Below are 24619 nucleotides of genomic sequence, written 5' to 3' on the forward strand. Positions count from 1 at the left end.
TAAACGCGGAGTTGGCGCGGCGGGCTCGGGGTGCCATAAAACCGTCGATGCGCTCTCTTTATCACCATCCCATCTGCCCCTATTCGCGCAAGATCCGGCTTCTGCTGGCCGAAAAGCGGCTCGGCTTCGAGGTCAGGCTGGAAAAACCGTGGGAGCGGCGCGAGGAGTATCTCGCCCTCAACCCCGCCGGCCTGGTGCCGACTTTGGTCGACGATAACGGCCTCGTCGTGCCGGATTCGGCGGTGATCGCGGAATATCTCGACGAGGCCTATCCCGACACCTCGCTGATGGGCCGCACGCTCGCTGAACGCGTCGAGGTGCGGCGGCTCGTCGCCTGGTTCGATGGCCGCTTCGCCCAGGACGTGACCCGCAACCTGCTCGAGGAAAAGCTGTTGAAGCGCCTCGCCGGACGCGGCCATCCCGATTCGGGCCTGCTTCGCCTCGGCTATGCCGGCTTGCGCGAGCATCTGCGCTATCTCGGCTGGCTTGCCGAGACGCGAAAATTCCTCGCCGGCGCCATCGTTTCGCTCGCCGATTTCGCCGCCGCCGCCCATCTCTCGGCGCTTGATTTTGCCGGCGAGGTCGATTGGAGCCTCTCGCCGGCGGCGCGCGAATGGTATGCGCGGATCAAGAGCCGCCCGAGCTTTCGCACCCTCCTCGCCGATCGCATCCCCGGCGTCGCGCCACCGGCGCATTACGCTGATCTCGACTTCTAGCCAGCGGGAATCGCATCATGAAAAAAACAGCCGAGGAAACGCCCGAAACACTCGCCGAACGCTTCCAGGCGCTGCACGAATTCATCCCCGCCGCCGAGCGCGCTCTGTCTCCCGAGATCTGGGGCTATCTGATCGGCGGCGCCGAGACCGAGACCACGGTCGCGCGCAACCGCGCCGCCCTCGATGCGCTCGCCCTCCGCCCGCGTGTCTTGCGCGATGTCAGCGCGGTGAGCACAGCGGCGGTGTTTCTCGGCCATCGTCTGCGGCTTCCGGTCGCGCTTGCCCCGGTCGGCTCGCTCGAATCCTTCCACCCCGACGCCGGCGCCGCCGTCGCCCGCGCCGCCTCCCACTTCGGCGTGCCGTTCCTGCTCAGTTCGGTCTCCAAGCCAAGCCTGGAGGAGGCGGCAAAGGCGGCCGGGGCCGGCCCGCGGATTTTCCAGCTCTATGTCCGCGGCGACGGCGCCTGGGTCGATGACCACGTCGCCCGCGCCGTCGATGCCGGCTATGACGCCTTCTGCCTCACCGTCGATACCGCCCATTACAGCCGTCGCGAGCGCGACATCGCCAACCGGTTCGTAAAACCCTGGCGCGCCAACCCCGACCACGCCGCGATGGCCTTCCAGGCGGCGCTCAACTGGGACGATGTCCGGCGCTTCAAGGACCGTCACGCCATCCCGCTGATCCTCAAGGGCATCGCGACCGCCGAGGACGCGGCGCTGGCCGCCGAACTCGGGGTCGAGTTCGTCTATGTCTCCAACCATGGCGGGCGCCAGCTCGATTTCGGGCTCGGGACGATGGCGATGCTGCCCGAAATCGCCGCGGCGGTGCGCGGGCGGGCGCGGATCATCGTCGATGGCGGGTTTTCGCGCGGCACCGATATCGTCAAGGCGATCGCCCTCGGCGCCGATCTGGTCGGGCTCGGGCGGCTCTATCTCTACGGCCTCGCGGCGGCGGGGGCAGCGGGGATCGAGCGGGTTCTGACATTGCTCGAGGACGAGGTGCGCATCGCGCTCGGCCTGCTCGGGGCGCCCGATCTCGCCTGCCTCCATCCCGGCTTCGTCGCGCCCGCCCCGGCGATGGTCACGCCACATGTGCATAGCGCCTTTCCGCTCCGCGATTTCGGGCCCGGGCGATGATCTGGCACGCCCGCCGCGCCCGCCTCCGCGCGCTGCTCGCGGCCGAGACGTGCGTCTTTCCCGCCTCCGTCCATGATCCGCTGAGCGCCCGTGCCGCCGGCGATCTCGGCTTCGAGATGGCGCTGCTCGCCGGCAGCGTCGCCTCGCTCGCCGTGCTCGGCGCGCCCGATCTCGCGCTGCTAACCCTGAGCGAACTCGCCGGCCTCGTGCTCCGCATCAGCCGCGCCGCCGATCTGCCCCTCCTCGTCGATGGCGATCACGGCTATGGCAACGCGCTCAACGTGCGCCGCACCGTCGAGGAGCTGGAGATCGCCGGCGCCGCCGGGCTCTCGATCGAGGATACCGCGCTTCCCGCCGGGTTCGGCACGCGTGGCACCGCTTTCATTCCCCGGGCAGAGGGGATCGGGAAAATTCGTGCGGCGCTGGCCGCCCGCCGCGATCCCGCCCTGGTCATCGCCGCCCGTACCGGCGCGATCACGGCGCTCGGCCTGCCCGAAACCCTTGATCGCGCCCGAGCATATGCCGAAACCGGGGCCGATGCGCTGTTTCTGACCGGGATCAGGACGTGGGACGAACTCGACGCCCTCGCCGGCACCGTCTCCTGCCCGCTGATCCTTGGAACCCTCGCCCCGGCGCTCGACGATCCCGCCGCCCTCGCCGCCCGAAGGGTGCGGATCGCGCTCCAAGGCCACCTGCCCTTCCAGGCCGGATTTGCCGCGACCGTCGCGACCCTCCGGGCGCTTCGCGCCGGCGCCAGGCCAGCCACCCTCGGCCATGCCGCGGACGCGGCGCTGCTCCGTGAGGCCGCCCGCGAGTGCGAATATCAGGCGGCGATGGAAGATTATCTCAGGGAGTAAGAAGAAAGCGGTTCTTTTTTGAAAAAAAGAACCAAAAAACTTTCATTGCGCGGGCGGCGCCTACGGCGCCGTCCAACAGATAAAAGTCTTTTTGCTTCTTTTTCGGAAGTCAAAAGAAGGTTTTTATGTTTTGTGAATCCGGAGACCGTAATGCCCGATAGCGCCGAGGCTTCGCCCCGCCCGAAAACCGTTCCGCCGAAACCGGCGGCGAGCCTCGTCGTCCTGCGCGACGGCGCGGAGGTGCTGATGGGGGTGCGCGGCGCCGGCCATCGTTTCATGCCCAATCGGCTGGTGTTTCCTGGCGGGCGGGTGGACCGCGCCGATCTCCGCGCGCCGGCGGCAACCGCGCTTTCGCCGCCGGTCCGCGCGCTCGTGGAAAAAAGCGCCTCGCCGGCGCTGGCGCACGGCCTCGCGATCGCCGCGGCCCGGGAATTGGCGGAGGAAACCGGGCTTTCGTTGGGCACCCCGCCCAGGCTTGGCGATCTCGACTATCTCTGCCGCGCGGTGACGCCGCCCGGTCTTCCGATCCGCTTCAACGCCCGCTTCTTCGTCATCGACGCCGCCCGCGCGCGCGGCACGCTTGCCGGCTCGGGCGAGCTGGAGGGGTTGCGCTATTACCCGATCGCGGAGGCGCTGGCGCTCAATCTCGCGCTGGCCACGCGCTTCGTTCTGGAAAATCTCAAGCTCTGGCTTGCGCTTTCACCGGAAGAGCGGGCGGCGCGAACCACCACGCCCTTGCTGCGCTTCCGCCGCGGGTTCACCGAATGACCCCCGGCGGCGCGTGATCCGGCGCGCTCAGCCCATCGCGGCGCGCAGGTTCTCGTCGATTTTGGCGAGAAAATCCTGGGTATTGAGCCAGGGCTGGTCCTTGCCGATCAGCCCTGCGAGATCTTCGTTGTAGAACCGCAGCATTGGGTTGACTCCGTTTCGGTTTCCGGCAATATGCGGATGGCGAGTTTCGTCTCTCAAAAAACTTCCAGGAGAATCAAATATCCGCGAGTGTCTCGAAATATATAATCTGCTCATTTCTTAATTTTTATCTCGATTTTTATAACAATTCGCACGCCGTCGATCAAAAATCGCCCCAAGAGCCATGTCATGAGGATGGCCTTCATTTTTGCGACTCCACCAGGCACTGCGGCAGTGCCGAACGAGGTGGATTTTACCTGCCAGCGAGGTGGAATGGGTTCAGGTTGTAAACCGAAAAGATTCGGCCCTCTTCTGGCTGCATGACGGCAGGCGTTTACTACCTAAAGTTGTTTATAAGTCCCAAAGAATCGGATTTTTCATCGAGGGCGTGTATATGAGCCTTTGTCCCGTTGTAATAGTCTCTTCAAGCAAGCGAATTAGCACAACTGGTGAATAAAGAAACAATGGATGAAGAGATGGCGTTTTTATACGCCCTCTTATCCTGCCTTGATTTACATCAATGCGATAAATATTTTCATAATAACTACATAAATTTTTGATCTTATCTTTATGATTAATTATTGCACAAATTTTATAAAACATATTTGTATCATTTTTATTTTTCAAATATAGCTTTGAAAGAGTTAGCATAATAGCTGCTGACCTTATGAGCAGGGTTTTGAGATTATCACTATTAGTGGAATTAGCCCGCCCCCACTCAGAGTTCAATTTTTCTATTAATTTTTCTCTCCATTTGTTGTCACTATAATGTTTTGCTAAAAATCTTTTCCGAACACTTTTGAAAGCATCTATAACTGTCCTCGATGGGATAGAGTCTTTCGATTTGTTAGAGTATCCTGATTTAGTAATGTTATGTGCTTCTTCTATTTTTTCTGTTTTTTGAATAACGTTATGTCGTATTTCCCAGCCTTTATGCCTTTCTTCTTCAAATCGGCAATCTGGTCTACCGATATTCCATATTACAGAATTCTTTGCTTCTCCTTCAATTGTTCTTTCTTTAAATTCAATCTCAATCCCCATGGGATCATAACTAATGCGCGGTTGTTCCCATGGATAGTTTGGAGTTACCTTCTTTATAGCATTTTCAAAAATGTCTTTTGGTTTTTGCTTCCAATCTTTTTCATCCGTTCCTGGTGCTCCCAGGGCCAGCCACACAAGAATCTGCATCAAGCCGCTCGGCACCCAATTAGCCGGCTTCAGCTTGCCTTCAAGATCGGCGAAGCTGATGCCTTCCGCTTCACCCTCCAATTGAGGGCCGACAAATCCCATTTCGCCAATGTCGACCCCCAACAACACCAACTGAACGAAGCCGGTTGGAGTCTCCTCGGACACCATGAGGGGAACTTTCTGCAAGGGGGAAACGTGAAGGCCGGCTTCTTCCTGAAGTTGATGCACCGCTGTCATCAGCAGGCTGTCAATATCGTGCGCCCCCCATTCCGGCGCTGGTTTGAAGTGACCTCCGTAAGTATGGAGATGGCCCGGATACGTAACACTCCTTTCTCCACGGCGATGCACATATAGCGTTTTCTTTTGTTTTGAAAACAGTACAACGCACGCGCTGATGACTTTCGGCAGATCATCAATGGATTTTTTCTTAAGGGCTGTTCGCCGTTTAGCGCAAATTTCTGCATAATTTGTATCATAATATTCTAGAACTGACGATTCATCTTTATTGTTTGATAACGAAGACTGCGACAACACACCGTACTTCGTAACCGGTTCAAATAAATTTTCGATCGAATTTTTAATCAAATCTGATGCGTAACGCTCTTCTTCCGACAAACTCAGACTTCCTTTTCTTTTTAGCGTTGGTTCTGACTTAAGCATGTGGATAATTTTTGCTTGACCAGCAAATTTTTCATTGATGCTGCCAACAAATTCTTCGGTCATAGTCACTTCCTCCATTCTTGCTTATTTATACAGAGGAGAGATGCCGTCGCTTTATTGCTATTTTAAAAATAGTTATTTTTGCTCTTGATAAAGATCTTCGTCAATCTCGTATCGACTAATTGTGACTACTTACTGAATAGACCTGGTGCGATCTTATTTTTTTAATATTTTTAGTCCGACGTGCCAAGGCCTGTCAATATCGAAGAAAACGCGCAATGCCGCATGCGACGCACACGCCCCGGAAAACCGTCACAGACAGGTCAGGACAATAGACAAATATTCGGTATCATATCCTGTACCCGACCAGCCGAAATGCCTCGCTCTCGGCTATTCGGCCGGTCGGTGTCGGCCGCCTGATCCCCGCCAGCGCGCGTTCGAGGCCCGCGCCGCCGTCGATCAGCAGGAATTCCGGGGTTCGCAGGCCGCGCGCGATCAACTCATCGAGCACGGCGCGCCAGGCGGCTTCACTCTCGCCGCCCATGGCCTTGACCGCCAGCAAAACCTTCTGCCCGTCGCGGCGAACCCCGAGCACGACCAGCAGCGAGATGTTGGTCGCGCGCCGGTCGAGCCGGACCTTCACTACGGTGCCGTCGAGGATCAGCCGGACGATATCCTCATCGGCCAGGCTGCGGCGGTTCCAGCCTTCCCAGTTCGCCTTCACCTTCCGCCAGGTGCGACTGACCACGTCCTTGCCCACAGCGCCCCTGAACAACGCCGCCAAGGCCCGTTTGACCCGCCGCGTATTGGTGCCAGCGCGAGGTAGGTCGCGGCAATCAGCGCCTCCGCTTGCCGGGTCATCCGGGCATAGCGGGGCAGTGCGGCGCTGCGCCATTCCGCCGTGCCGCCCTCGGGTCTCGGTATCCGGCCCCGCGGCACCGTGATCTCGAGCGGCCCGAACGAGCCAAGAATTTGGCGATGACGGACACCGTGGCGATATCCACCCGTCGCCTCGCTATCGCGGCGGTATCGCCCCCGCCCAAGCGCCGCCGTCAGCTCCTCCTCGAGCATGGTCTCAAGGAAACCGCGGATCCGCTCCCGCAGGCCCGCCTCGATCGGGTCAAACCACGCCGTGCCATCAAACAGGCTGGTTTCCGGCGTCGCTGTGCTATTCTTCTCCATGGCGTGATCTCCCTCGGCGCTCAAACGCCGAGCCTGGTGGTTGAACTCACCCGGAGATTACGCCACCCAGAATTATGGGATGGCCCGCTCCTTTCCCCCGGCGGTGTATAGTCTGCTGGGGCCAGCGAAAGGAAAGTGCCATGACGAAAGAGATCGCGGTATTGGGGATCGATCTGGGCAAGAACAGTTGCAGTCTCGCGGGGTTGGATGCGAGCGGCGCGGTGGTGAAACGGCGCCGGATGCGGCCGGACAGCGTGACGGCCTTTACGGCGAAGATCCCGGCGTGTGTGATCGCCATGGAGGCATGCTGTGGCGCCCATTATCTCGGGCGGCTGTTGGCGGCTCAGGGTCACACGGTCCGGCTGATGTCGCCGGAATATGTGCGCCCGTATGTGAAAGCGCAGAAGAACGATGATCGGGACGCCGAGGCGATCGCTGAAGCAGCGACCCGGCCGACGATGCGCTTTGTAGATCTCAAAAGCGAGGAACAGCTTGACGTGCAGACGTTGCATCGGGCGCGGGATCGCCTGGTGGTGGAACGTACGGCGCTGATCAATCAGCTACGCGCTATCCTTCTTGAACGGGGGATTACCGTGCCAAAGGGGCGGAGCAAGCTCGCGCAATATCTGGTGGGGCGGTTCGATCAGAACGACGGAGGTAGCATCGCGTTGTCTCCACGAACGCAAGCGCTCATTGCCGACATGCGGAAGGAATGGCGCGAACTGGATCACCGGATCGAGGCTTTCGACGACGAATTTGTTGCTCGTGCCCGCGCCGATGAGGCGGCCCGCAGGCTGCTTTCGATCCCTGGTATCGGCCCGGTCAACGCCACCGCGCTGATCGCCGCGATCGGCAAGGGTGAGAGTTTCGGTCATGGCCGCGATCTTGCCGCCTGGCTGGGTTTGGTGCCGCGTCAGATCACGACAGGCGGACGACCCCGGCTTGTCGGGATCAGCAAGCGCGGCAACAAATATCTGCGCAAGCAGTTGATCCATGGTGCACGCTCCGCCCTGCCAGGTCTGCTGACCAGCGCCACGCCACTCGGCGGATGGCTGCGGGGGCTGATCACCAGGGTGCATAAGAACGCCGTAGTCGTCGCATTGGCCAATAAGCTGGCACGGATTGCGTGGGCCGTCTTACGTCACGGCGACAAATTTGACGCCAAAGCCGTTGGTGTGACGGTGTGACCGAAATCGACCGGTGCTGATATGATGATCGGCTACCGGTCCATGATGTTTGCGGGTGGTGGAAGAAAGATGGCCTGACAGTCGATCGGTGTTCTGGAAATCTGATGTGTGGAATGGCGGACTTGTCGCCGACAGAATTATGAGAACCAGAGCGCGCGGATCTCCATCTTGGTCGAGAGCTTGCTCTGAGGCCGGATACGTTGACGCAGACTGACCAGTCCATCGGAAAAATCACTTGCAGGCGGGGCGGGCCATACGTTCCACACACTCCGCGACAGGACCCAAATCCCGGCGGATAAGCGGCTTTTGCACATGATCAACCGGTCTCAACAATCCAATCTCATTCCGCATAAATAAATGATCGATCATCTCTCGTTCGGCGTTGCCGACCTCGCCCGTGCGCGGCGCTTTTATGACGCGGCGCTGGCGCCGCTCGGCTATCGCTATCTGCGTGGGAGCGAGACCACAGCGGGCTATGGCGATGACGACGCGGCGTTCTGGATCGTCGTCGCCGAGCGGCCGGTGCCGTCGGATCCGGCCTCGGGCCTTCATGTTTGTTTTCGTGCCCCGAGCCGGGCAGCGGTCGATGCGTTTTACCGCGCGGCACTCGCCGCCGGCGGGCGCGACAATGGCGCGCCGGGCGAGCGGGAGTATGAGCCCGACTATTACGCCGCGTTCGTCATCGACCCGGATGGCTATCGCATTGAGGCTTATTGCGGAGGCGGCCAAACCTGATTGCCGCTTTCGTCTCAGCCCCTTAGTTGAGAAAAATCTTTCCCGGATTGAGGATGCCGTGCGGATCGAGCGCCGTCTTGAGCGAGCGCATCACCGCCAGCGCTTCGGCGCCGTGCTCGGCCTCGAGGAATTCGCGCTTGCCGATGCCAACCCCGTGCTCGCCGCTGCACGAGCCACCGAGCGCGAGCGCGCGGCCGACGATCTGGCGATCCAGCGCCCAGGCGCGCGCCAGCGCTTCCGGGTCGTCTTTCGGGATCAGGATCACGGTGTGGAAATTGCCGTCCCCGACATGGCCGACGATCGGCGCGGTGAGGCCGGAGGCGAGAATATCCTCCTTCGCGCCGAGCACCGCTTCGGCGAGTTTCGAGATCGGCACGATGGCGTCTGTCGTCACGCCGAAATACCCGGGTTTGAGCGCCAGCCCCGCCCAGTAGAGGTCATGGCGGGCTTTCCACAGATGCGCCCGCTCCTCCTCGGCGAGCGCCCAGCGAAACCCGGCGCCGCCATTGTCGCGCGCGATCGCTTCGGCCTGCTCGGCCTGTTCGCGGGCCGAGGCGTGGCTGCCGTGAAACTCGAAAAACAGGGTCGGGCGCCGCGCCAAGCCGGTGAGTTTGGAATAAGAAATCGCCGCGCCGATCGCGTCCTCATCGAGCAATTCGATGCGGGCGACGGGGATGCCGGCCTGGATGACCGTAATCACGGTCTCGACGGCGCCGGCGAGATCGTCGAACTGGCAGATCGCCGCCGCCATCGCCTCGGGAATCCCCGAGAGCTTGAGCGTGATCTCGGTGATCACGCCGAGGGTTCCCTCCGAGCCGATGAAAAGCCGCGTCAGATCATAGCCGGTCGACGATTTGCGCACCCGCCCGCCGGTTTTGATCACCCGCCCATCGGCGAGCGCGACGGTGAGGCCGAGGGTGTTTTCGCGAATGGTGCCATAGCGCACGGCGTTGGTGCCGGAGGCGCGGGTTGCGCACATGCCGCCGAGCGTGCATTCGCTGCCGGGATCGACCGGGAAAAACATCCCCTGGTCGCGCAAATGGGCGTTCAATTGCTGGCGCGTGACGCCGGCCTCGACGCGGCAATCGAGATCGGCGGCGTTGACCTCGAGAATCCGTGTCATGCGCGAAAGATCGAGCGAAATGCCGCCGCGCACCGGCGTCACATGGCCTTCGAGCGAGGTGCCGGCCCCGAACGGCACGACCGGAACGCGCGCCGCGTTGCAGAGCGCGAGCAGCCGCGCCGCCTCCTCGGTGGTTTCGATGAAGGCGACGGCATCGGGCAAAACCGGCGGGTTGGTGTCCTCGCCATGGGCGTGCTGCTCGCGGAGCGCCAGGTTGCGCGACATACGTGGGCCGAGCCACGCCTCGGCCTCATGGATCACCCGGCTTACGGCATCATCGGTCATCGGCGTTCCACCCACTCTGTTGAATTGACGCGTTGGGATGCCAAGCCTAGCCTTTCCCGAGACGGAGGAAAACAGCATGACAAACCGGTTGAAAGAGCAGTGGCGGCAAGGCAAGGCGACGGTCAATGGCTGGCTTGCGATTCCCTCGGCCTTTTCCGCCGAGGTGATGGCCCAAGCCGGTTGGGACAGCGTCACCGTCGATCTCCAGCATGGCGTGCAGGATTATCTTTCGATGATCGCCTGCTTCCAAGCGATGGAGAAACATCCGCCGCTGCCGATGGTGCGGGTGCCGTGGAACGAGCCGGGGATCATCGGCAAGGTGCTCGATGGCGGCGCCTATGGCGTCATCTGCCCGATGATCAACACCGCCGATGAAGCGCGCGCCTTCATCCGCGCCGCGAAATATCCGCCCGATGGCGCGCGCAGCAATGGCCCGATCCGCGCCGCCCCCTATGGCGTGATGAGTTCCTATCAATCGACCGCCAATCAAGAAACGCTCTGCATCCCGATGATCGAAACGCGGCAGGCGCTCGACAATCTCGAGGCGATCCTTGATGTCCCGGGGATCGATGCGATCTATATCGGCCCGAGCGATCTCGGCTTCTCGCTCGGCCTGCCGCCAAAGCTCGACCGCGAGGAGCCGGAAATCCTCCGCATCTATGAGCGCCTGATCCGCGAGACCGAAAAACGCGGCATTTTCGCCGGTCTCCATAATCTGAGCCCCGCCTATGCCCGCCGTATGATCGAGATGGGGTTTAAGATGGTAACGATCGCCAATGATTCGGGGCTGATGTTCCAGGCGGCGCGCGCGGCGGTTTTGGCCGTGCGCGAGGCCGCACCGTGAGGCGGCGATGACCCTTCCCATCATTCGCCTCTCGCCCGAGGACAGCGTGGTGATTGCCCGCGTCGCCCTGCTGCCGGGAACCCCGGTCGCCGACGGCGTTGCCACCAGCGAACGCATTCCCGCCGGCCACAAGGTCGCGATCCGCGCCCATGCGGCCGGCGAGCCGGTCAGGCGTTATGGCCAGATCATCGGTTTTGCGACCCGCGACATCGCCCCCGGCCAGCATGTCCATACGCAGAATTGCGGCATGGGCGATTTCGCCCGCGATTATGCCTATGGCGTCGATGCCCGCCCGACCGAGATGATCGACCCACCGGCGCAGTTTCAGGGCATCCGCCGCCCCGATGGCGCGATCGCGACGCGCAACTATATCGGCATCCTGACCTCGGTGAATTGCTCGGCGCATGTCGCGGCGATGGTCGCTGACGCGTTCCGCCGCAATCCGTTCACCGGCGATGATCCGCTCGCCGATTTTCCTCATGTCGATGGCGTCGTCGCACTCACCCACAAGACCGGCTGCGGCATGACCCAGAAGGAGCCGTTGGCACTGCTCCGGCGCACCCTCGGGGGCTATGCCCGGCATCCGAATTTCTCGCATGTCATCGTGCTCGGGCTCGGCTGCGAGGTGAACCAGATCGGCGGCCTGATGGAGGAGCAGCGCCTCGCCGGCCGGCTCAAGGCGATGGACATCCAGACCATGGGGGGCACCCGCCGCACGGTGGCCGCCGGCATCGATTTTGTGCGCGAAGTGCTGGCCGAAGCCAACCAGGCGCGGCGCGAGAGCGTTCCGGCGAGCGCGCTCAAGATCGCACTCCAATGCGGCGGCTCGGATGGGTATTCCGGCATCTCCGCCAATCCCGCCCTCGGCGCCGCGAGTGACCTCGTGGTGCGCCACGGCGGCACCGTCATTCTTTCCGAAACCCCCGAGACCTACGGCGCCGAGCATCTCTTGACCCGCCGCGCCGTCTCGCGCGAGGTCGGGGAAAAACTGGTCGCCCTGATGCGCTGGTGGGAGGAGTACACGGCCCGCGAGGGCGCCGAGATGGATGCCAATCCCTCGCCCGGCAACAAGGCCGGCGGGCTCACCACCATTCTCGAAAAATCCTTGGGCGCGATGGCCAAGGCGGGCAGCACCAACCTCGTCGACGTGGTGCGCTATGCCGAACCGGTAACCGCGTCGGGCTTCGTGTTCATGGACACGCCCGGCTATGATCCGGTGGCGGCGACCGGGCAGGTCGCGGGAGGGGCCAATCTCGTTTGCTTCACCACCGGGCGCGGCAGCGTGTTCGGCTGCAAGCCCGCACCCTCGATCAAGCTTGCCACCAACACGCCGATGTTCCGCCGTATGGAAGACGACATGGACGTCAATTGCGGCAGCGTGCTCGACGGCGCCGAGACCGTTTCCGAATGTGGCCAGCGGATTTTCGACCTTATCCTGCGCGTCGCTTCCGGCGAGAAAACCAAAAGCGAGCAATTCGATTTCGGCGCCGCCGAATTCGCCCCCTGGCAGATCGGCGCGACGATGTAGCGGGCCCGGTGCCGCCCCCTCCCGAAGAGCCGGCCGCCGTCAGCAACGCCGATCTCTTTCGCGGTTTTCTCGGGATCGGCGTAAGCGGCTTCGGCGGCGTGTTGCCCTGGGCGCGGCGGATGGTGGTCGAGCAGCGCGGCTGGCTGGACGCCGCCGCCTTCAACGATCTTCTCGCCTTGTGCCAGTTCCTGCCGGGGCCGAACGTGATCAATCTTTCGGTCGCGCTCGGCGCCCGCTTCGGCGGTTGGCGCGGGGCGCTCGCGGCGTTCGCCGGGCTGATGCTGGCGCCAATGGCGATCGTCATCGGGCTTGGCGCGGTCTATGCCCGCACGCAGGATCTCGCCTTCGTCCAGCATCTTTTCCACGGCCTCGCCGCCGGCGCATCGGGGCTCATTCTGGCGACGGCGGCGAAAATCGCCTGGCCGCTGCGGCGCCGGCCGGCGGCGCTCGCCCTCGCCGCCTTGGTCTGGTGCGCGGCAGCGATCTTCCGCGCGCCGCTGTTTCTGATCCTCGCGATCGGCGCCGGGCTCGGGCTGATCGTCGCGCGGCGGGCGCGATGACGCTCGTGCTCGCGCTTTTCCTCACCTTCGCCGCGCTCTCGCCGCTCGCGTTCGGCGGCGGCAACACCATCCTGCCGGAAATGCAGCGCCAGGTGGTGAGCGTGCATCACTGGCTTGCGTCGCGTGATTTCATTGCCCTCTACGCCCTGGCGCAGGCGGCGCCGGGGCCGAACATGCTGGTCGCGACGCTGATCGGCTGGCGGGTCGCCGGGCTCGGCGGCGCGCTTGCCGCAACGATCGGGCTTTGTCTTCCCTCCTCGCTGCTCACCTTCACCATCGCCGGTCTCTGGTGGCGGTTTCGCGAAGCACGCTGGCGGCACTGGGTTCAAGCAGCCCTGGTGCCGGTAACCGTCGGGCTGGTCGGCGCGGGTGCCGCGGTGATCGCGGCGGGGACGGCGCGCGGCCCGCTCGCAGCCCTGATCACCGCGCTCGTCACCGTCGCGACGCTCATGACGCGCTTCAACCCGCTCTGGTTTCTCGCCCTGAGCGCGCTCGCTGGCGTGCTCGGGCTGGTGTGACCCGCCGCACCATTCACGGCAGCAGGCTGACCTCCGGTCCGTCGAGATCGCTGCCCCACATTTTTTCGAGATTATAAAGGCGGCGGGCGTCCGGCTTGAAGAGATGGACGATGATGTCACCGGCATCGAGCAACACCCAATCGGCGCCGCCGGCGCCCTCGACCGGCACCCGCTTCAGCCCGGCGGCGCGCAGCTTCTCGGCGAGATGGGCAGCCATCGCCTCGATCTGGCGGTCGGCGAGGCCGGTCGCGATGATCATCCGTTCGGCGAAGGCGGCGCGGCCGGCGAGGTCGAGGGTGACGATATCCTCCGCCTTGTCGTCCTCGAGGCTCGCGGTAATGAGGGCGCTCAGCCGGTCGAGATCGATGTCGGCACGGCGCGGCCGGGGCGCGCGGCGCGGCGCCGGTTTGCCGGCGGCGGCAGGCTTGGCCTGCGTTGCGCTTCCAGTGGCTTTGCCTTTGGCGGCGGGCTTGGCGAGGGTCGCGGCTTTGCGCGGGCTGGCGCTGGCGCGGCGGGCGGTGGGGGATGGGGGGCGGGGAATGGCGGTTCTCCGTTCTCTCTGAGATGCCTCGCGCGGAGCGCGCTCGCCGAGGCGGGATTTTGCGCAACCTGCAGAAAAACCCAGGCAGGCGGGGCGAGCTGCGCCAAGGCAGGCGCCATGCCCGGGTTTTTGAGCGCATGGCGCAGCGTGCGGGCGGCGCGGCTCGCGCGGGCACGGCCATTGTAAGCGGGCCGAGGATGGACGGCTAGCGGGAGCCGCCGCGCGATCTCGCGCCAGCCCCGCCAGCGCGGCAATTCTTCGAGCAAATCGGCGCCCATCAACCAGACGAAGCGCGCGCGTGGAAAACGACGCTGCAACGCGGCGATGGTATCGCGGCTGAAGCGGGTGCCGAGCCGCGCCTCGATCCCGGTTGCGATGATGCGGCGGCCATCGGCGATGGCACGCGCCGAGGCGAGGCGCGCGGCGAACGGCGCCATGCCGGCCGGCGTCTTGAGCGGATTGCCCGGCGAGACCAGAAGCCAAACCTGATCGAGGCGCAAGGCGCGGCGGCATTGCGCTGCAATCAGCCGATGGCCGCCATGCGCGGGGTTGAAGGAGCCGCCGAGGAGCCCGATACGCACCCGCCGCCGGTCGCCGAAACGCGGCGGCTCCGCGGCACCCGGCGCGAGCGCGCTCTCAGGGGCGGATCTGGCCACTGCCCTCAACGAGATAGCGAAAGCTGGTGAGCTGTTCGAGCCCGACCGGGCCGCGGGCATGGATGCGCCCGGTCGCGATGCCGATCTCGCCGCCGAAGCCGAATTCGCCGCCATCGCAGAACTGCGTGGACGCATTCCAAAGCCCGACCGCGCTATCGATGCCGGCGAGGAAAACATCCGCCGCCGCACGGTCCTCGGCGATGATCGCCTCGGTGTGCGCGCTGCCATGGCGGGCGATGTGGGCGAGCGCCTCGGCCATCCCCTCCACCACTTTGACCGAGAGAATGGGCGCCAGCCACTCGGTATCGAAATCCTCTGGTCCGGCCGCGGGCAGGTCGGGGAGGATCGCCCGCGCCTTGGGATCGGCGCGGAACGCGCAGCCAAGGGCGGTCAAGTCAGCCACGATCAGCGGCAGCAGCGTCGGCGCGATGGCGGCGTCGATGAGCAGCGTCTCGGTCGCGCCGCAGACGCCAGGGCGGCGCATTTTGGCATTGGCGACGATGCGGCGCGCCATGGCGGGATCGGCGCTGGCATGGACATAGGTGTGACAAAGCCCTTCGGCATGGGCGAGCACCGGCACCCGCGCCTCGCGCTGCACCCGCTCGACCAGGGCCTTGCCGCCGCGCGGGATGATGAGGTCGATGACGCCGCCGCCGGCAAGCATCGCGCCGACATAGGCGCGGTCGGAATCCGGCGCGATCTGCACCGCCGCCTCCGGCAGCCCGGCTTCGCGCAGACCCGCACCGATCGCCGCCTGGATCGCGCGCGCGCTCCGCAAACTCTCCGAGCCGCCGCGCAGGATCACCGCATTGCCCGATTTTACGCACAGGCCAGCGGCGTCCGCCCCGACATTGGGCCTGCTCTCATAGATCATGCCGATGACGCCGATCGGGGTTGCGATGCGCCGGAAGTGGAGCCCGTTCGGCCGCTGCCATGCGGCGAGCACGCGGCCGAGCGGGTCGGGCTGCGCTGCGATCTCCACAAGCCCCGCCGCCATCGCCGCGAGCCGCGCCGGGGTCAGGAGCAACCGGTCACGAAAGGCGCCGGTGCTGGCCGAGGCCGCGAGATCGGCCTCGTTGGCGGCGAGAATCTCGGTCTCCGCCGCCCGCAATGCCCTGGCGGCGGCGTCGAGCGCCGCATTACGAGCGGCAAGCGGGCTCATCGCGAGCGCCCGCGCCGCCGCCCGCGCGGCAGCGCCAGCCGCGCGGAGCCAGGCCGAGGCAGAAGCGGCCGGCGTGCTGCGCTCGTCATCGGCGATTTGATCCATCCCTGCCCCTCCCCCGCCGCGCTGGCGGCTTTCGCTCATGGCGGCGCTCATACTAGCGCCAAATCGTCGCGATGGATAAGCTCATCGCGGCCACGCCAGCCGAGAATCTCGGCGATCGCCGCCGAGCGATGGCCGATGATGCGCGCCGCATCCTCGCTCGCATAGGCGGACAAGCCGCGCGCCAGCACGCGCCCCTCGGCGTCGCGCACCAGGACCGGATCGCCGCGCTCGAACCGCCCTTCAATCGCGGTGACCCCAGCGGGGAGGAGCGAGCGCCCGGCGGCGAGCGCGCGCGCCGCGCCGGCATCGATGGTCACACTCCCCAGCGGCTGCAAGCTGCCGAGGAGCCAGCGTTTCCGCGCCGAACGCCCCTCCGGCGCCGGCAGGAACCAGGTGCAGCGCCCTCCCTCGGCGAGCGCACGCAAGGGATGCGGCGCCTCGCCCGGCGCGATCGCCATGGCGCAGCCGGCGCCGGTCGCAATCCGCGCGGCGACGAGCTTGGTGCGCATCCCGCCCGAGGAATAGCCCGGCGGTGGCGCGCCGCCCATCGCCTCGATCTCGGGGGTGATCGCCGCAACCACTGGCAGATGCCGCGCCGTCGCCTCAAGCCGCGGGTCGGCGGTATAGAGTCCATCGATGTCGGAGAGCAGGATGAGTTGGTCGGCGCCAACCATCTCGGCGACCCGCGCGGCGAGGCGGTCATTGTCGCCGAAGCGGATCTCCGCCGTCGCGACGGTGTCGTTCTCGTTGATCACCGGCACCGCGCGCAGCTTGAGGAGCGTCGCGAGCGTTGCCCGCGCGTTGAGATAGCGGCGCCGGTCTTCGGTATCGCCGAGGGTGAGCAGCAATTGCGCGGCGATGATGTCGTGCGCGGCGAGGGCAGCGCTCCAGGCGCTGGCGAGGCGGATCTGGCCGACCGCCGCCGCGGCCTGCTTCTCCTCGAGCCGCAGCCGCCGTGCCGCCAGCCCAAGGCTGCGGCGCGCCAGCGCGATCGCGCCGGAGGAGACCACGATCACCTCGGTGCCATTGGCTCTGAGGGCGGCGATATCCTCGACCAGGGCCGCGAGCCAGGCGGCGCGCGGGGCGGCGCGGGCAGCGTCGACGACGAGCGCGCTGCCGATCTTGACGACGAGCCGGCGCGCGTCCGAGAGCCGTGGGGTGCCGCTCACCGCCGCGCCTCGTCGATGTGGTCCTTGATCGTGCGCAGCAGAGCGGCGACCCCCGCCCCGCTCACCGCCGAGATCAGCGCGACCGGGGCACCCGTTGCGCGGGCAAGAGCGGCGCGGCGTGCTGCCGCCTCACGCGCACTCATCGCATCGGCCTTGGTGAGGACCACGATCTCGGGCTTCTCGGCGAGCCCGGCGCCGTAGGCGGTCAATTCCGCGCGCACCGTGCGCCAGGCGCGCACCACGTCGCCGGCGGCGCCATCGATGAGGTGAACCAAGACCGCGCAGCGCTCGACATGGCCGAGAAACCGGTCGCCAAGCCCCGCTCCCGCATGCGCGCCTTCGATCAGGCCGGGGATGTCGGCGAGCACGAATTCCTCGGTCGCGCCGAGCCGCACCATGCCGAGGCCGGGGGTGAGGGTGGTGAAGGGATAATCGGCGATTTTCGGCTTTGCTGCCGAAGCGGCGGCAAGAAAGGTCGATTTGCCGGCATTGGGGAGGCCGACGAGGCCGGCATCGGCGATCAGCTTGAGCCGCAGCCAGACCCAGCGTTCCTCGCCGGCAAACCCCTTGTCGGCGCGGCGGGGCGCGCGGTTGGTGCTCGATTTGTAATGCGCATTGCCGAACCCGCCATCGCCGCCCCGCAGCAAGACCAGGCGCTGGCCGGGCTGGTCGAGATCGGCGAGGAGGGTCTCGCGATCTTCGTCGAAAATCTGCGTCCCCACCGGCACCGCGATCTCGACCGCGCGGGCATTGGCGCCGGTGCGGTCGGCGCCGGCGCCGTTGCCGCCCTTCCTCGCGCGGAAATGCTGCGTGTAGCGAAAATCGATCAGGGTGTTGAGGTTGGCCACAGCCACGAACACGATATCGCCGCCGCGCCCGCCATTGCCGCCGTCGGGGCCGCCGAATTCGATGTATTTCTCGCGCCGGAAGGCGACGACACCGTCCCCGCCGTCACCCGAGCGGAGATAAATCTTGGCTTGATCGAGGAATTTCATGGCCTGCGGCGTTGGGGCTGGGGCACGCAAAAAGGGGCCGGCGCGCGCCGACCCCTAGGAATGCGAGGGAATGCGCGCCGCGCTTATTCAGCCGCGACCGGCGGCTTGGTGACGGAGACATAAACCCGCGCCCCGGCTTTGCGCTCAAAGCAGACCCTTCCATCGACCAGGGCGAAAATCGTGTGGTCGCGCCCGAGCCCGACATTGCGGCCGGGACGGACCTTGGTGCCACGCTGGCGGATGATGATGTTGCCGGCGCGGACTTCCTGGTCGCCGAATTTCTTGACGCCGAGGCGACGGCCTTCGGTGTCGCGCCCGTTGCGCGAGGAGCCGCCGGCTTTCTTGTGGGCCATGGTTCTTCTCCTCTCTCAGGCGGCGCTGATGTCTTGCACACGCAGCACGGTGAGGTGCTGGCGATGGCCGTTCTTGCGCCGGCTGTTCTGGCGGCGACGCTTCTTGAAGATGATCACCTTCTCCGCCCGCTCCTGCGCGATTACCCGCGCCGTCACCCGCGCGCCGGCCACGGTCGGGCTGCCGAGGGTCAGCGCCCCCTCCCCGCCGACGGCGAGGACATCGGTGAACGTGACCTCATCGCCCTCGGCGGCCGGGAGCTTCTCGACCTTGAGCACGGCATGGGGCGTCACGCGATATTGCTTGCCGCCGGTGCGGATGACTGCGAACATTCAAAATTTCCTCAAACGCTGAAGGCCGGTTCTGGCTTCCCCCGCCACGCGACTTGGCGACGTCGGCGAAAGACAACACGCCCCGGCCGCCGGATGCGCGCCGGCCACCGAAGGAGGCGGGTTATAGCGACGGGCCGGGCTCTGTCAATGGCTTCCGCGCGCCGGACTCCCACCAGTCGAGGATATCGCGGCCGTGCCAATGGAGAACGCCGGGATGGCGATTGATATGGGCGTAAACCGCTTCGAGATAGCGAATGCGATGCGGCTGGCCGGAGATATAGGGGTGGATCGCGATCGCCATGAATTTCGGGCGCTCGGCGCCTTCGGCGTAAAGACGGTCGAAACTATCCTCACAGCGCCTCTGCCAGTAGGGGGATTCATGGTGCTGGACGATCATCGTCGGGATGTCGTTCAATTCCACCGTATAGGGTAGCGTGACCAGCTTGCCGGCGCGGGTTTCGATCTCGGTCGGCTCGTCGTCATAGACCCAGTCGCCGATATAGCGGATGCCGGCTTCGGCGAGGAGATCGGGCGTGTCCGCGGTTTCGGTCAGACCCGGGCCGAGCCAGCCGACCGGGCGGGTGCCGGTGAAGGCTTCGATCGTATCGAGGCTTTTGCGGATCATCGCCGCCTGATCCTCGATCTTGTGGATCGGGATCTGATCCCAGGCATGGCCCATGAATTCCCAGCCGGCATCGCGCGCTTCCGCCGCGACGCGGGGATAATCCTCACAGACACGGGCATTGATCGAGAGCGTCGGACGGATGCCGAGTGCCTTGAAGAGACGAAAGAAACGCCAGACGCCGACCCGCATGCCGTATTCGTGCCAAGACCAGTTGGGGACATCGGGGAGCAACACCTGCCCGGTCGGCGCCGGCAGAATCTGGCGTGCCATCGGCCGGCCGATGTCCCAGACCTCGAGATTGACGATGGTCCAGACGACGATTCGCGCATCGCCAGGCAGCCGGAGCGGCGGGCGGTCGACGATCGCCGAATAGGGGGCGCGCTCACGCGGGATCATGGAGGGCTCCTCTGTCTGCTGGCATAAGACGGCGCTCAGGAAAAACCGTAGAGGATTTCCGGGTTTTTGACCAGGATTTGGGTCCGGGTCGCGGCCTCCGGCGCCCAGTCGGCGAGGAGATCGAACAGAACCGCGTCATCCGGTTTGACTTTCTCGGTCGGGTGCGGCCAGTCAGAGCCCCAAACCAGGCGCTCCGGCGCCGCTTTGACATAGGCGCGGGCAAGCGGGGTGATATCGGCATAGCGCGGCGGGCCGATGCGGCTGTCCTGATAGGCGCCGGAGAGCTTCACCCAGACATGGCCGCGATCGAGGAGTGCGCGCAGCGTCGCGAAAGCCGGGCTGTTCACGCCCTCGGGCTCGGGGATGCGGGCGAGATGATCGAACACCACCGGGGTCGGCAGACGCCGGAAAATCTCGGCGGCCTCGACGATCTGCGGCCCTTTCATATGAATTTGCACATGCCAGCCGAGTTCATGGATGCGCCGCGACAAGGGTTCGACCATCTCGATCGTCGTCGCGCCGGCCTGCACGAGGTTGAAGCGGATGCCGCGCACCCCGGCTTCATTCATACGCCGAAGTTCGGCGAGCGGGATATCGGGATGGACGACGGCGATGCCGCGCGCGGTGGCGCCGAAGGCGGCAAGGGCCGCGAGCATGCAGCGATTATCGGTGCCATAGGTTGAGGGTTGCACGACGACGTTGCGGGTGGTGCCGAGGCGGCGCTGCAGCAGGCGGTAATCGGCGACCGTCGCATCGCCGGGGTGGAGGCTGGCGGCAGGGTCGGCGGGGAAATGATGGTCGTAGATATGATGATGACAATCGGCGGCGCCGGGCGGGGCGATGAGCGTTGGGCGCTCGCTGCCGGCCGACCACGGCACGGCGATCGCCTCGCCCGCGCCCGCCGCGCCCGCGGCCGCCGTGCCGGCGAGCATCCCGAGCGCCGCACGCCGGCCAAGCGGCTGTGATATCATGGTGTTTTCTCCCTCGGGCATGGGTCGCAGGGCTCAGAGGCGTTGGGCCCTGATCGCTTCATTTCAAAACCATCGCAACCTTGTCACAGGCCGCCCCAGACCTCTTCGGCCACCGCGACACAAAGCTCCAGCTTCGCCCATTGCTCCGCCTCGGTGAGGAGATTGCCCTCCTCGGTCGAGGCGAAGCCGCATTGCGGCGAGAGCGCGAGCTGTTCGAGCGGGAGATAGCGGGTGGCTTCCTCGATTCGCCGCTTGAGATCGTCCTTGCTCTCCAAAGCGCCGCTCTTGCTGGTGACGAGGCCGAGGACGACGATTTTATCGCCCCTCGGGACGAAGCGGAGCGGCGCGAAGCCGCCGGCGCGTTCGCTGTCATATTCCATGAAGTAGGCATCGACATCGATGCGATTGAACAGCACCTCGGCGACCGGCTCATAGCCGCCGGAGGCGATCCAGGTCGAGCGGAAATTGCCGCGGCAGAGATGCATGCTGACCACCATCTCCCGTGGTCGGCCCGCGATCGCGCGGTTGATGAGATCGGCGTAGATTTCGAGCAGCCCCTCGACATGCTCGCCCCGGCGCTTCAACCCCTCGATCTGCTCGGGATCACAGAGATAGGCGATATTGACCTCGTCGAGCTGAAGATAGCGGCAGCCGGCGGCGGCGAAGGCGGTGACCGCGTCCTGATAGGCGGTGCCGAGATCGGCGAAGAAGCCATCGAGTTCGGGATAGACGGCGCGGTCGATCGCCTGCCGACCGCCGCGAAAATGCAGCACGCTCGGCGAGGGAATGGTCTGTTTCGCGACGGCGCGCCCAACATGCTCGGCGGTGAAACGAAAATCCTCGATCATCACCGGCCGCCGCCACGTGATGCGGTCGGTGACGCGCAGCGCATGCGGCAGGGTCGCCCCCTTGAACGCCACTTTCTGCTCGGGCTCATACATCTCGACGCCGTCAAGACCGGCGAGGAAATCGAAATGCCAGTAAGCGCGGCGGAATTCGCCGTCGGTTGCGGCGCGCAGGCCAATCGCTTCCTGCTTTGCGATCGCGGCGATGATTTCCTCGTCCTCGATCGCCCGCAAGGCGCCAGCGCCGAGCCGCCCCGCGGCATGGGCGGCGCGCGCGGCGCGCAAACGTGGCGGGCGAAGCAGGCTTCCCACGTGATCGGCACGAAAGGGTGGGCGCGGCCGGGCAAGCGACATGGTGTTTCCTCCGGGATCTTTCTCTTCGGCGAACCTGCCGCGCTCTTGTCTCGGCGGCAAGAGGCATGAGAAAAACACACCGATCAAACGGATATCCCCCATGCTCGCACACCTGCTGGTCGGCGCGGTCGATCTCGGCCGCCGCCATGCCTTGCTGATCACCGCCCTCGCGCTCGCGCTCGCGGCGCTTGCCGGCGGCTTTGCCGTGCGCCATCTCGGCGTCGATACCGATACCGACCATATGTTCGCGGAAAGCCTCCCCTGGCGGCAGAACGAAATCGCTTTCGCCCGCGCTTTCCCGACCCTCGCCGACCCGCTGGTGGTGGTGATCGATGCCGCGACCCCGGAGGAAGCGGACGCGACGGCGGCGGCGCTGGCGGCCGCCCTCGCCGCCGATCCCGCTCATTTCCGGTCCGTGAAGCGCCCCGACGCGTCGCCCTATTTCGCGCGGGAAGGGCTGCTTTTTCTCGACACCGCGACGCTCGGCCCACTGCTTGACCAGATCGTCGATGCCCAGCCCTTTCTCGGCCAGCTCGCGGCCGACCCCTCGGCGCGGGGGCTGTTTTCGGCGCTGGCCCTGATCGGCGTCGGCGTCGCTGCGGGCGAGGCCGATCTCGCCCCCTATCTGCCAGCGCTCGAGAGCTTCGATGCGACGCTGGCCGCCAGCGCCGATGGCCATCCGACGCCGCTTTCCTGGCAGCGCCTGATCGGCGGCGGCAAGCTCGCCGATCTCGCCGGGCGCTATCGCTTCGTGCTCGTCCAGCCGGTGCTCGATCACGCGGCGCTGGCGCCCGGCAAGGCGGCGAGTGACGCGCTTCGCACCATTGCCGCGCGGCTCCCCTTCGTCGCCGCGGGCCGCGCCCATGTCCGGCTTACCGGCGAGGTCGCCCTCGATGACGAGGAATTTTCCTCCCTTGCCCAGGGTATGCTGATCGACACGATCGGGAGCCTCGCGTTGATCACGCTCTGGCTCGTGCTCGCGGTGCGCGGCCCTCGCCTCATTCTGCCGATTCTCGCGACCCTCGGGCTTGGACTCGCGCTCACCAGCGGGTTCGCGGCGCTTGCGGTCGGCACGCTCAATCTCGTCTCGCTCGCCTTCGCCATTCTGTTCGTCGGCATCGCGGTCGATTTCGCGATCCAGTTCACGGTGCGCTTTCGCGAGGCGCATCATGACATTCCCGAGCCCGGCGCGGCTCTCGCGGCAACGGCGCGGGTCGCCGGCGGGCCGATCCTGATCGCCGCGGCGGCGACTGCGGCGGGGTTTTACGCGTTCGTTCCCACCGCGTTCGCGGGTGTCGCCGAACTCGGCCTCATCGCCGGCAGCGGCATGCTCATCGCGTTTTTCTGCACGATTTTATTCCTGCCGGCGTTTCTGACGCTTGCGCGGCCGCGCGGCGAGCCGGCGCCGGTCGGGTTTTCGACCTTTGATGCGCTGGAGCGCCGGCTTGATCGCATCAGGGGGCCAGTTCTCACCGCATTTGCGGCGCTCGCGCTGCTTGGCCTCTTTCTTCTCCCCCATCTCCGCTTCGACTCCGACCCGCTGCACACCAAGAACCCGCACGGCGAGGCGATGCGCACCCTCCATGACTTGATGGACGATCCGCTGACCAACCCGACCAGCATCGACATTCTGACGCCGGACGCCGACGCCGCGGACCAGCTCGCGGCCAAGCTCGACCATGTGCCGGAGGTCGCCGATGTTCTCACGCTCGACCGTTTCGTGCCCACCGATCAGCCGAAAAAACTCGCTTTGATCGAGGATGCCGCGAGCCTGCTCGCAACCACGCTTGCCCCGCGCGAGGCCGCGCCGGTGACCGCCGATCAAATCCGGCTTGCGATCGCAACGGCGCGGAGCGGCCTTGCGCCGGCGCTGGCGAAACTGCCGCCGGACCATCCGCTGGCGCGGATCAATGCCGATCTTGCCCGTCTCGCTGACGCACCGGACGACCGGATCCTCGCGATGAACGCGGCTTTGACGCAATTTCTGCCCGAGGAGCTGGCGCGTCTTCGCGCGGCACTCGCGGCGAAACCGGTCACCCGCGCCGATCTGCCGCCCGAGATCATCGAGGATTGGCGCGCCCAAGATGGCCGGGTGCGGGTTGAGGCCCTGGCAACGCCAGCGGGGCATGACAGCGCCGGGCTCGCCGCGTTCGTTGCCGCGGTTCGCGCCCTCGCCCCCACCGCCGGCGGCATGGCGGTGATCATCGTCGAAACCAGCAAGACCATCGTCACCGCGTTCACGCACGCGATGATCGGAGCGCTCGCCGCGATCGCGGTGATTTTGCTCGCGGCGCTGCGCCGGCCGCGTGACGCGGCGCTGGTGCTGGCGCCGTTGCTGCTTTCAGCCCTGCTCACCGTGGTCGGAATCAGGCTTGCGGGGATCACCCTCAATTTCGCCAATATCATCGCGCTCCCCCTGCTGCTCGGGGTCGGGGTCTCGTTCAATATCTATTTCGTGATGAACTGGCGGGCGGGGGCGAGCCGTTTTCTCGGCACCGCGACGGCCCGCGCCATCCTGTTTTCGGCGGCCACCACCGGCACCGCCTTCGGCTCGCTCGCGCTCTCCCACCATCCCGGCACCGCGAGCCTCGGCGCCTTGCTGCTCCTCAGCCTCACCGCGACCCTGATCGCGACCTTGGTGTTCGAGCCACTGATGCTCGCGATAACCCGCCGTTAGGGAATTTCCGCC

General features: G+C 65.3%; 22 protein-coding genes and 2 pseudogenes. 11 read left to right on the forward strand and 13 right to left on the reverse strand.

What is annotated here, in order from left to right:
- Positions 1–47 precede the first annotated feature (47 nt).
- The 4 genes from DEF76_RS10185 (at position 48) to DEF76_RS10200 (ending at position 3477) form a co-directional block, all read left to right on the forward strand.
- A complete protein-coding gene (locus DEF76_RS10185; protein ID WP_114912242.1) occupies positions 48–716 on the forward strand; it encodes a glutathione S-transferase family protein in 669 nt (222 codons plus the stop codon).
- A 17-nt stretch (positions 717–733) separates the two neighbouring features.
- Entirely contained in the window at positions 734–1852 is a 1119-nt protein-coding gene (locus DEF76_RS10190; RefSeq protein ID WP_114912243.1) for an alpha-hydroxy acid oxidase, read from the forward strand.
- On the forward strand, positions 1849–2709 hold the full coding sequence (locus tag DEF76_RS10195; RefSeq protein WP_114912244.1) for an isocitrate lyase/PEP mutase family protein: 861 nt from the start codon (positions 1849–1851) through the stop codon (positions 2707–2709). The genes DEF76_RS10190 and DEF76_RS10195 overlap by 4 nt, the downstream gene beginning before the upstream one ends.
- A gap of 150 nt (positions 2710–2859) precedes the next feature.
- Positions 2860–3477, forward strand: coding sequence for an NUDIX hydrolase (locus DEF76_RS10200; RefSeq protein ID WP_114912245.1), 618 nt, complete (start codon positions 2860–2862; stop codon positions 3475–3477).
- Between the two features lie 492 nt (positions 3478–3969).
- Here DEF76_RS10200 and DEF76_RS19335 read toward each other — a convergent pair whose 3' ends face one another.
- Complete coding sequence (locus tag DEF76_RS19335; RefSeq protein WP_162800593.1) at positions 3970–5529, reverse strand: NUDIX hydrolase; 1560 nt, start codon at positions 5527–5529, stop codon at positions 3970–3972.
- A gap of 355 nt (positions 5530–5884) precedes the next feature.
- Positions 5885–6648: pseudogene (locus DEF76_RS19910) on the reverse strand (transposase); the annotation flags it as partial.
- A 140-nt stretch (positions 6649–6788) separates the two neighbouring features.
- Between DEF76_RS19910 and DEF76_RS10220 the strand changes: the two are divergent.
- Positions 6789–7835: an IS110 family RNA-guided transposase gene (locus tag DEF76_RS10220; RefSeq protein WP_114910744.1), complete on the forward strand. Its 1047-nt coding sequence runs from the start codon at positions 6789–6791 to the stop codon at positions 7833–7835.
- Positions 7836–8192: 357 nt separating this feature from the next.
- A complete protein-coding gene (locus DEF76_RS10225) occupies positions 8193–8570 on the forward strand; it encodes a VOC family protein (protein ID WP_114912249.1) in 378 nt (125 codons plus the stop codon).
- A gap of 22 nt (positions 8571–8592) precedes the next feature.
- Here DEF76_RS10225 and DEF76_RS10230 read toward each other — a convergent pair whose 3' ends face one another.
- The gene (locus tag DEF76_RS10230; protein WP_114912250.1) at positions 8593–9978 is read right to left on the reverse strand and encodes an FAD-binding oxidoreductase; all 1386 of its coding nucleotides are present in this window, start codon (positions 9976–9978) and stop codon (positions 8593–8595) included.
- A 76-nt stretch (positions 9979–10054) separates the two neighbouring features.
- On the opposite strand from DEF76_RS10230, the gene DEF76_RS10235 reads away from it, so the two are divergent.
- The 4 genes from DEF76_RS10235 to DEF76_RS10250 are packed head-to-tail and all read left to right on the forward strand — an operon-like array spanning position 10055 to position 13428.
- A complete protein-coding gene (locus tag DEF76_RS10235; protein WP_114913807.1) occupies positions 10055–10822 on the forward strand; it encodes an HpcH/HpaI aldolase family protein in 768 nt (255 codons plus the stop codon).
- A 7-nt stretch (positions 10823–10829) separates the two neighbouring features.
- Entirely contained in the window at positions 10830–12350 is a 1521-nt protein-coding gene (locus tag DEF76_RS10240) for a UxaA family hydrolase (protein WP_114912251.1), read from the forward strand.
- Positions 12351–12358: 8 nt separating this feature from the next.
- Positions 12359–12910, forward strand: a complete 552-nt coding sequence (locus DEF76_RS10245; RefSeq protein WP_114912252.1) for a chromate transporter — start codon at positions 12359–12361, stop codon at positions 12908–12910.
- The gene (locus tag DEF76_RS10250; RefSeq protein ID WP_114912253.1) at positions 12907–13428 is read left to right on the forward strand and encodes a chromate transporter; all 522 of its coding nucleotides are present in this window, start codon (positions 12907–12909) and stop codon (positions 13426–13428) included. Before DEF76_RS10245 ends, DEF76_RS10250 begins: the two co-directional genes overlap by 4 nt.
- A gap of 13 nt (positions 13429–13441) precedes the next feature.
- Here the strand turns inward: DEF76_RS10250 and rsfS are convergent, their stop codons facing one another.
- The 10 genes and pseudogenes from rsfS to DEF76_RS10300 form a co-directional block, all read right to left on the reverse strand.
- On the reverse strand, positions 13442–13969 hold the full coding sequence (rsfS, locus tag DEF76_RS19700) for a ribosome silencing factor (RefSeq protein WP_205216196.1): 528 nt from the start codon (positions 13967–13969) through the stop codon (positions 13442–13444).
- Positions 13970–13998: 29 nt separating this feature from the next.
- Positions 13999–14685, reverse strand: a pseudogene (locus tag DEF76_RS10260) (nicotinate-nucleotide adenylyltransferase); the annotation flags it as partial.
- Positions 14606–15931: a glutamate-5-semialdehyde dehydrogenase gene (locus tag DEF76_RS10265; protein WP_240318973.1), complete on the reverse strand. Its 1326-nt coding sequence runs from the start codon at positions 15929–15931 to the stop codon at positions 14606–14608. The gene DEF76_RS10265 and the pseudogene DEF76_RS10260, both read right to left, overlap by 80 nt.
- Before the next feature lie 8 nt (positions 15932–15939).
- Positions 15940–17061 carry a glutamate 5-kinase gene (gene proB / locus DEF76_RS10270; protein ID WP_114912254.1) on the reverse strand — a complete coding sequence of 374 codons (1122 nt, stop codon included), beginning with the start codon at positions 17059–17061 and terminating at the stop codon, positions 15940–15942.
- Positions 17058–18056: a GTPase ObgE gene (gene obgE, locus DEF76_RS10275; RefSeq protein ID WP_114912255.1), complete on the reverse strand. Its 999-nt coding sequence runs from the start codon at positions 18054–18056 to the stop codon at positions 17058–17060. Before obgE ends, proB begins: the two co-directional genes overlap by 4 nt.
- Before the next feature lie 83 nt (positions 18057–18139).
- Entirely contained in the window at positions 18140–18409 is a 270-nt protein-coding gene (gene rpmA / locus DEF76_RS10280; protein ID WP_114912256.1) for a 50S ribosomal protein L27, read from the reverse strand.
- A 15-nt stretch (positions 18410–18424) separates the two neighbouring features.
- Positions 18425–18739: a 50S ribosomal protein L21 gene (gene rplU / locus DEF76_RS10285; RefSeq protein ID WP_114912257.1), complete on the reverse strand. Its 315-nt coding sequence runs from the start codon at positions 18737–18739 to the stop codon at positions 18425–18427.
- Between the two features lie 121 nt (positions 18740–18860).
- The gene (locus DEF76_RS10290) at positions 18861–19760 is read right to left on the reverse strand and encodes a polysaccharide deacetylase family protein (protein WP_114912258.1); all 900 of its coding nucleotides are present in this window, start codon (positions 19758–19760) and stop codon (positions 18861–18863) included.
- A gap of 35 nt (positions 19761–19795) precedes the next feature.
- Positions 19796–20731, reverse strand: a complete 936-nt coding sequence (locus tag DEF76_RS10295; protein WP_114913810.1) for an amidohydrolase family protein — start codon at positions 20729–20731, stop codon at positions 19796–19798.
- Positions 20732–20814: 83 nt separating this feature from the next.
- Positions 20815–21930 carry a 5-methyltetrahydropteroyltriglutamate--homocysteine S-methyltransferase gene (locus DEF76_RS10300; RefSeq protein WP_114913811.1) on the reverse strand — a complete coding sequence of 372 codons (1116 nt, stop codon included), beginning with the start codon at positions 21928–21930 and terminating at the stop codon, positions 20815–20817.
- 100 nt (positions 21931–22030) lie between these two features.
- Here DEF76_RS10300 and DEF76_RS10305 point away from each other — a divergent pair, with 100 nt between their 5' ends.
- Positions 22031–24607 carry an MMPL family transporter gene (locus DEF76_RS10305; RefSeq protein ID WP_114912259.1) on the forward strand — a complete coding sequence of 859 codons (2577 nt, stop codon included), beginning with the start codon at positions 22031–22033 and terminating at the stop codon, positions 24605–24607.
- The last annotated feature ends 12 nt before the right edge of the window (positions 24608–24619 follow it).

Source organism: Acidibrevibacterium fodinaquatile, from assembly GCF_003352165.1.
In the GTDB taxonomy this organism is placed as follows: Bacteria; Pseudomonadota; Alphaproteobacteria; order Acetobacterales; family Acetobacteraceae; genus Acidibrevibacterium; species Acidibrevibacterium fodinaquatile.

Coding starts and splice junctions, on each gene's coding strand:
- obgE (WP_114912255.1), bottom strand. CDS start 18,056: ATGAAATTCCTCGATCAAGCCAAGATTTATCTCCGCTCGGGTGACGGC.
- DEF76_RS10220 (WP_114910744.1), top strand. CDS start 6,789: ATGACGAAAGAGATCGCGGTATTGGGGATCGATCTGGGCAAGAACAGT.
- DEF76_RS10185 (WP_114912242.1), top strand. CDS start 48: ATGCGCTCTCTTTATCACCATCCCATCTGCCCCTATTCGCGCAAGATC.
- DEF76_RS10235 (WP_114913807.1), top strand. CDS start 10,055: ATGACAAACCGGTTGAAAGAGCAGTGGCGGCAAGGCAAGGCGACGGTC.
- DEF76_RS10265 (WP_240318973.1), bottom strand. CDS start 15,931: ATGAGCGAAAGCCGCCAGCGCGGCGGGGGAGGGGCAGGGATGGATCAA.
- DEF76_RS10230 (WP_114912250.1), bottom strand. CDS start 9,978: ATGACCGATGATGCCGTAAGCCGGGTGATCCATGAGGCCGAGGCGTGG.
- DEF76_RS10305 (WP_114912259.1), top strand. CDS start 22,031: ATGCTCGCACACCTGCTGGTCGGCGCGGTCGATCTCGGCCGCCGCCAT.
- DEF76_RS10200 (WP_114912245.1), top strand. CDS start 2,860: ATGCCCGATAGCGCCGAGGCTTCGCCCCGCCCGAAAACCGTTCCGCCG.
- DEF76_RS10290 (WP_114912258.1), bottom strand. CDS start 19,760: ATGATCCCGCGTGAGCGCGCCCCCTATTCGGCGATCGTCGACCGCCCG.
- DEF76_RS19335 (WP_162800593.1), bottom strand. CDS start 5,529: ATGACCGAAGAATTTGTTGGCAGCATCAATGAAAAATTTGCTGGTCAA.
- DEF76_RS10240 (WP_114912251.1), top strand. CDS start 10,830: ATGACCCTTCCCATCATTCGCCTCTCGCCCGAGGACAGCGTGGTGATT.
- DEF76_RS10300 (WP_114913811.1), bottom strand. CDS start 21,930: ATGTCGCTTGCCCGGCCGCGCCCACCCTTTCGTGCCGATCACGTGGGA.
- DEF76_RS10190 (WP_114912243.1), top strand. CDS start 734: ATGAAAAAAACAGCCGAGGAAACGCCCGAAACACTCGCCGAACGCTTC.
- DEF76_RS10225 (WP_114912249.1), top strand. CDS start 8,193: ATGATCGATCATCTCTCGTTCGGCGTTGCCGACCTCGCCCGTGCGCGG.
- DEF76_RS10195 (WP_114912244.1), top strand. CDS start 1,849: ATGATCTGGCACGCCCGCCGCGCCCGCCTCCGCGCGCTGCTCGCGGCC.
- DEF76_RS10250 (WP_114912253.1), top strand. CDS start 12,907: ATGACGCTCGTGCTCGCGCTTTTCCTCACCTTCGCCGCGCTCTCGCCG.
- rpmA (WP_114912256.1), bottom strand. CDS start 18,409: ATGGCCCACAAGAAAGCCGGCGGCTCCTCGCGCAACGGGCGCGACACC.
- rplU (WP_114912257.1), bottom strand. CDS start 18,739: ATGTTCGCAGTCATCCGCACCGGCGGCAAGCAATATCGCGTGACGCCC.
- DEF76_RS10295 (WP_114913810.1), bottom strand. CDS start 20,731: ATGATATCACAGCCGCTTGGCCGGCGTGCGGCGCTCGGGATGCTCGCC.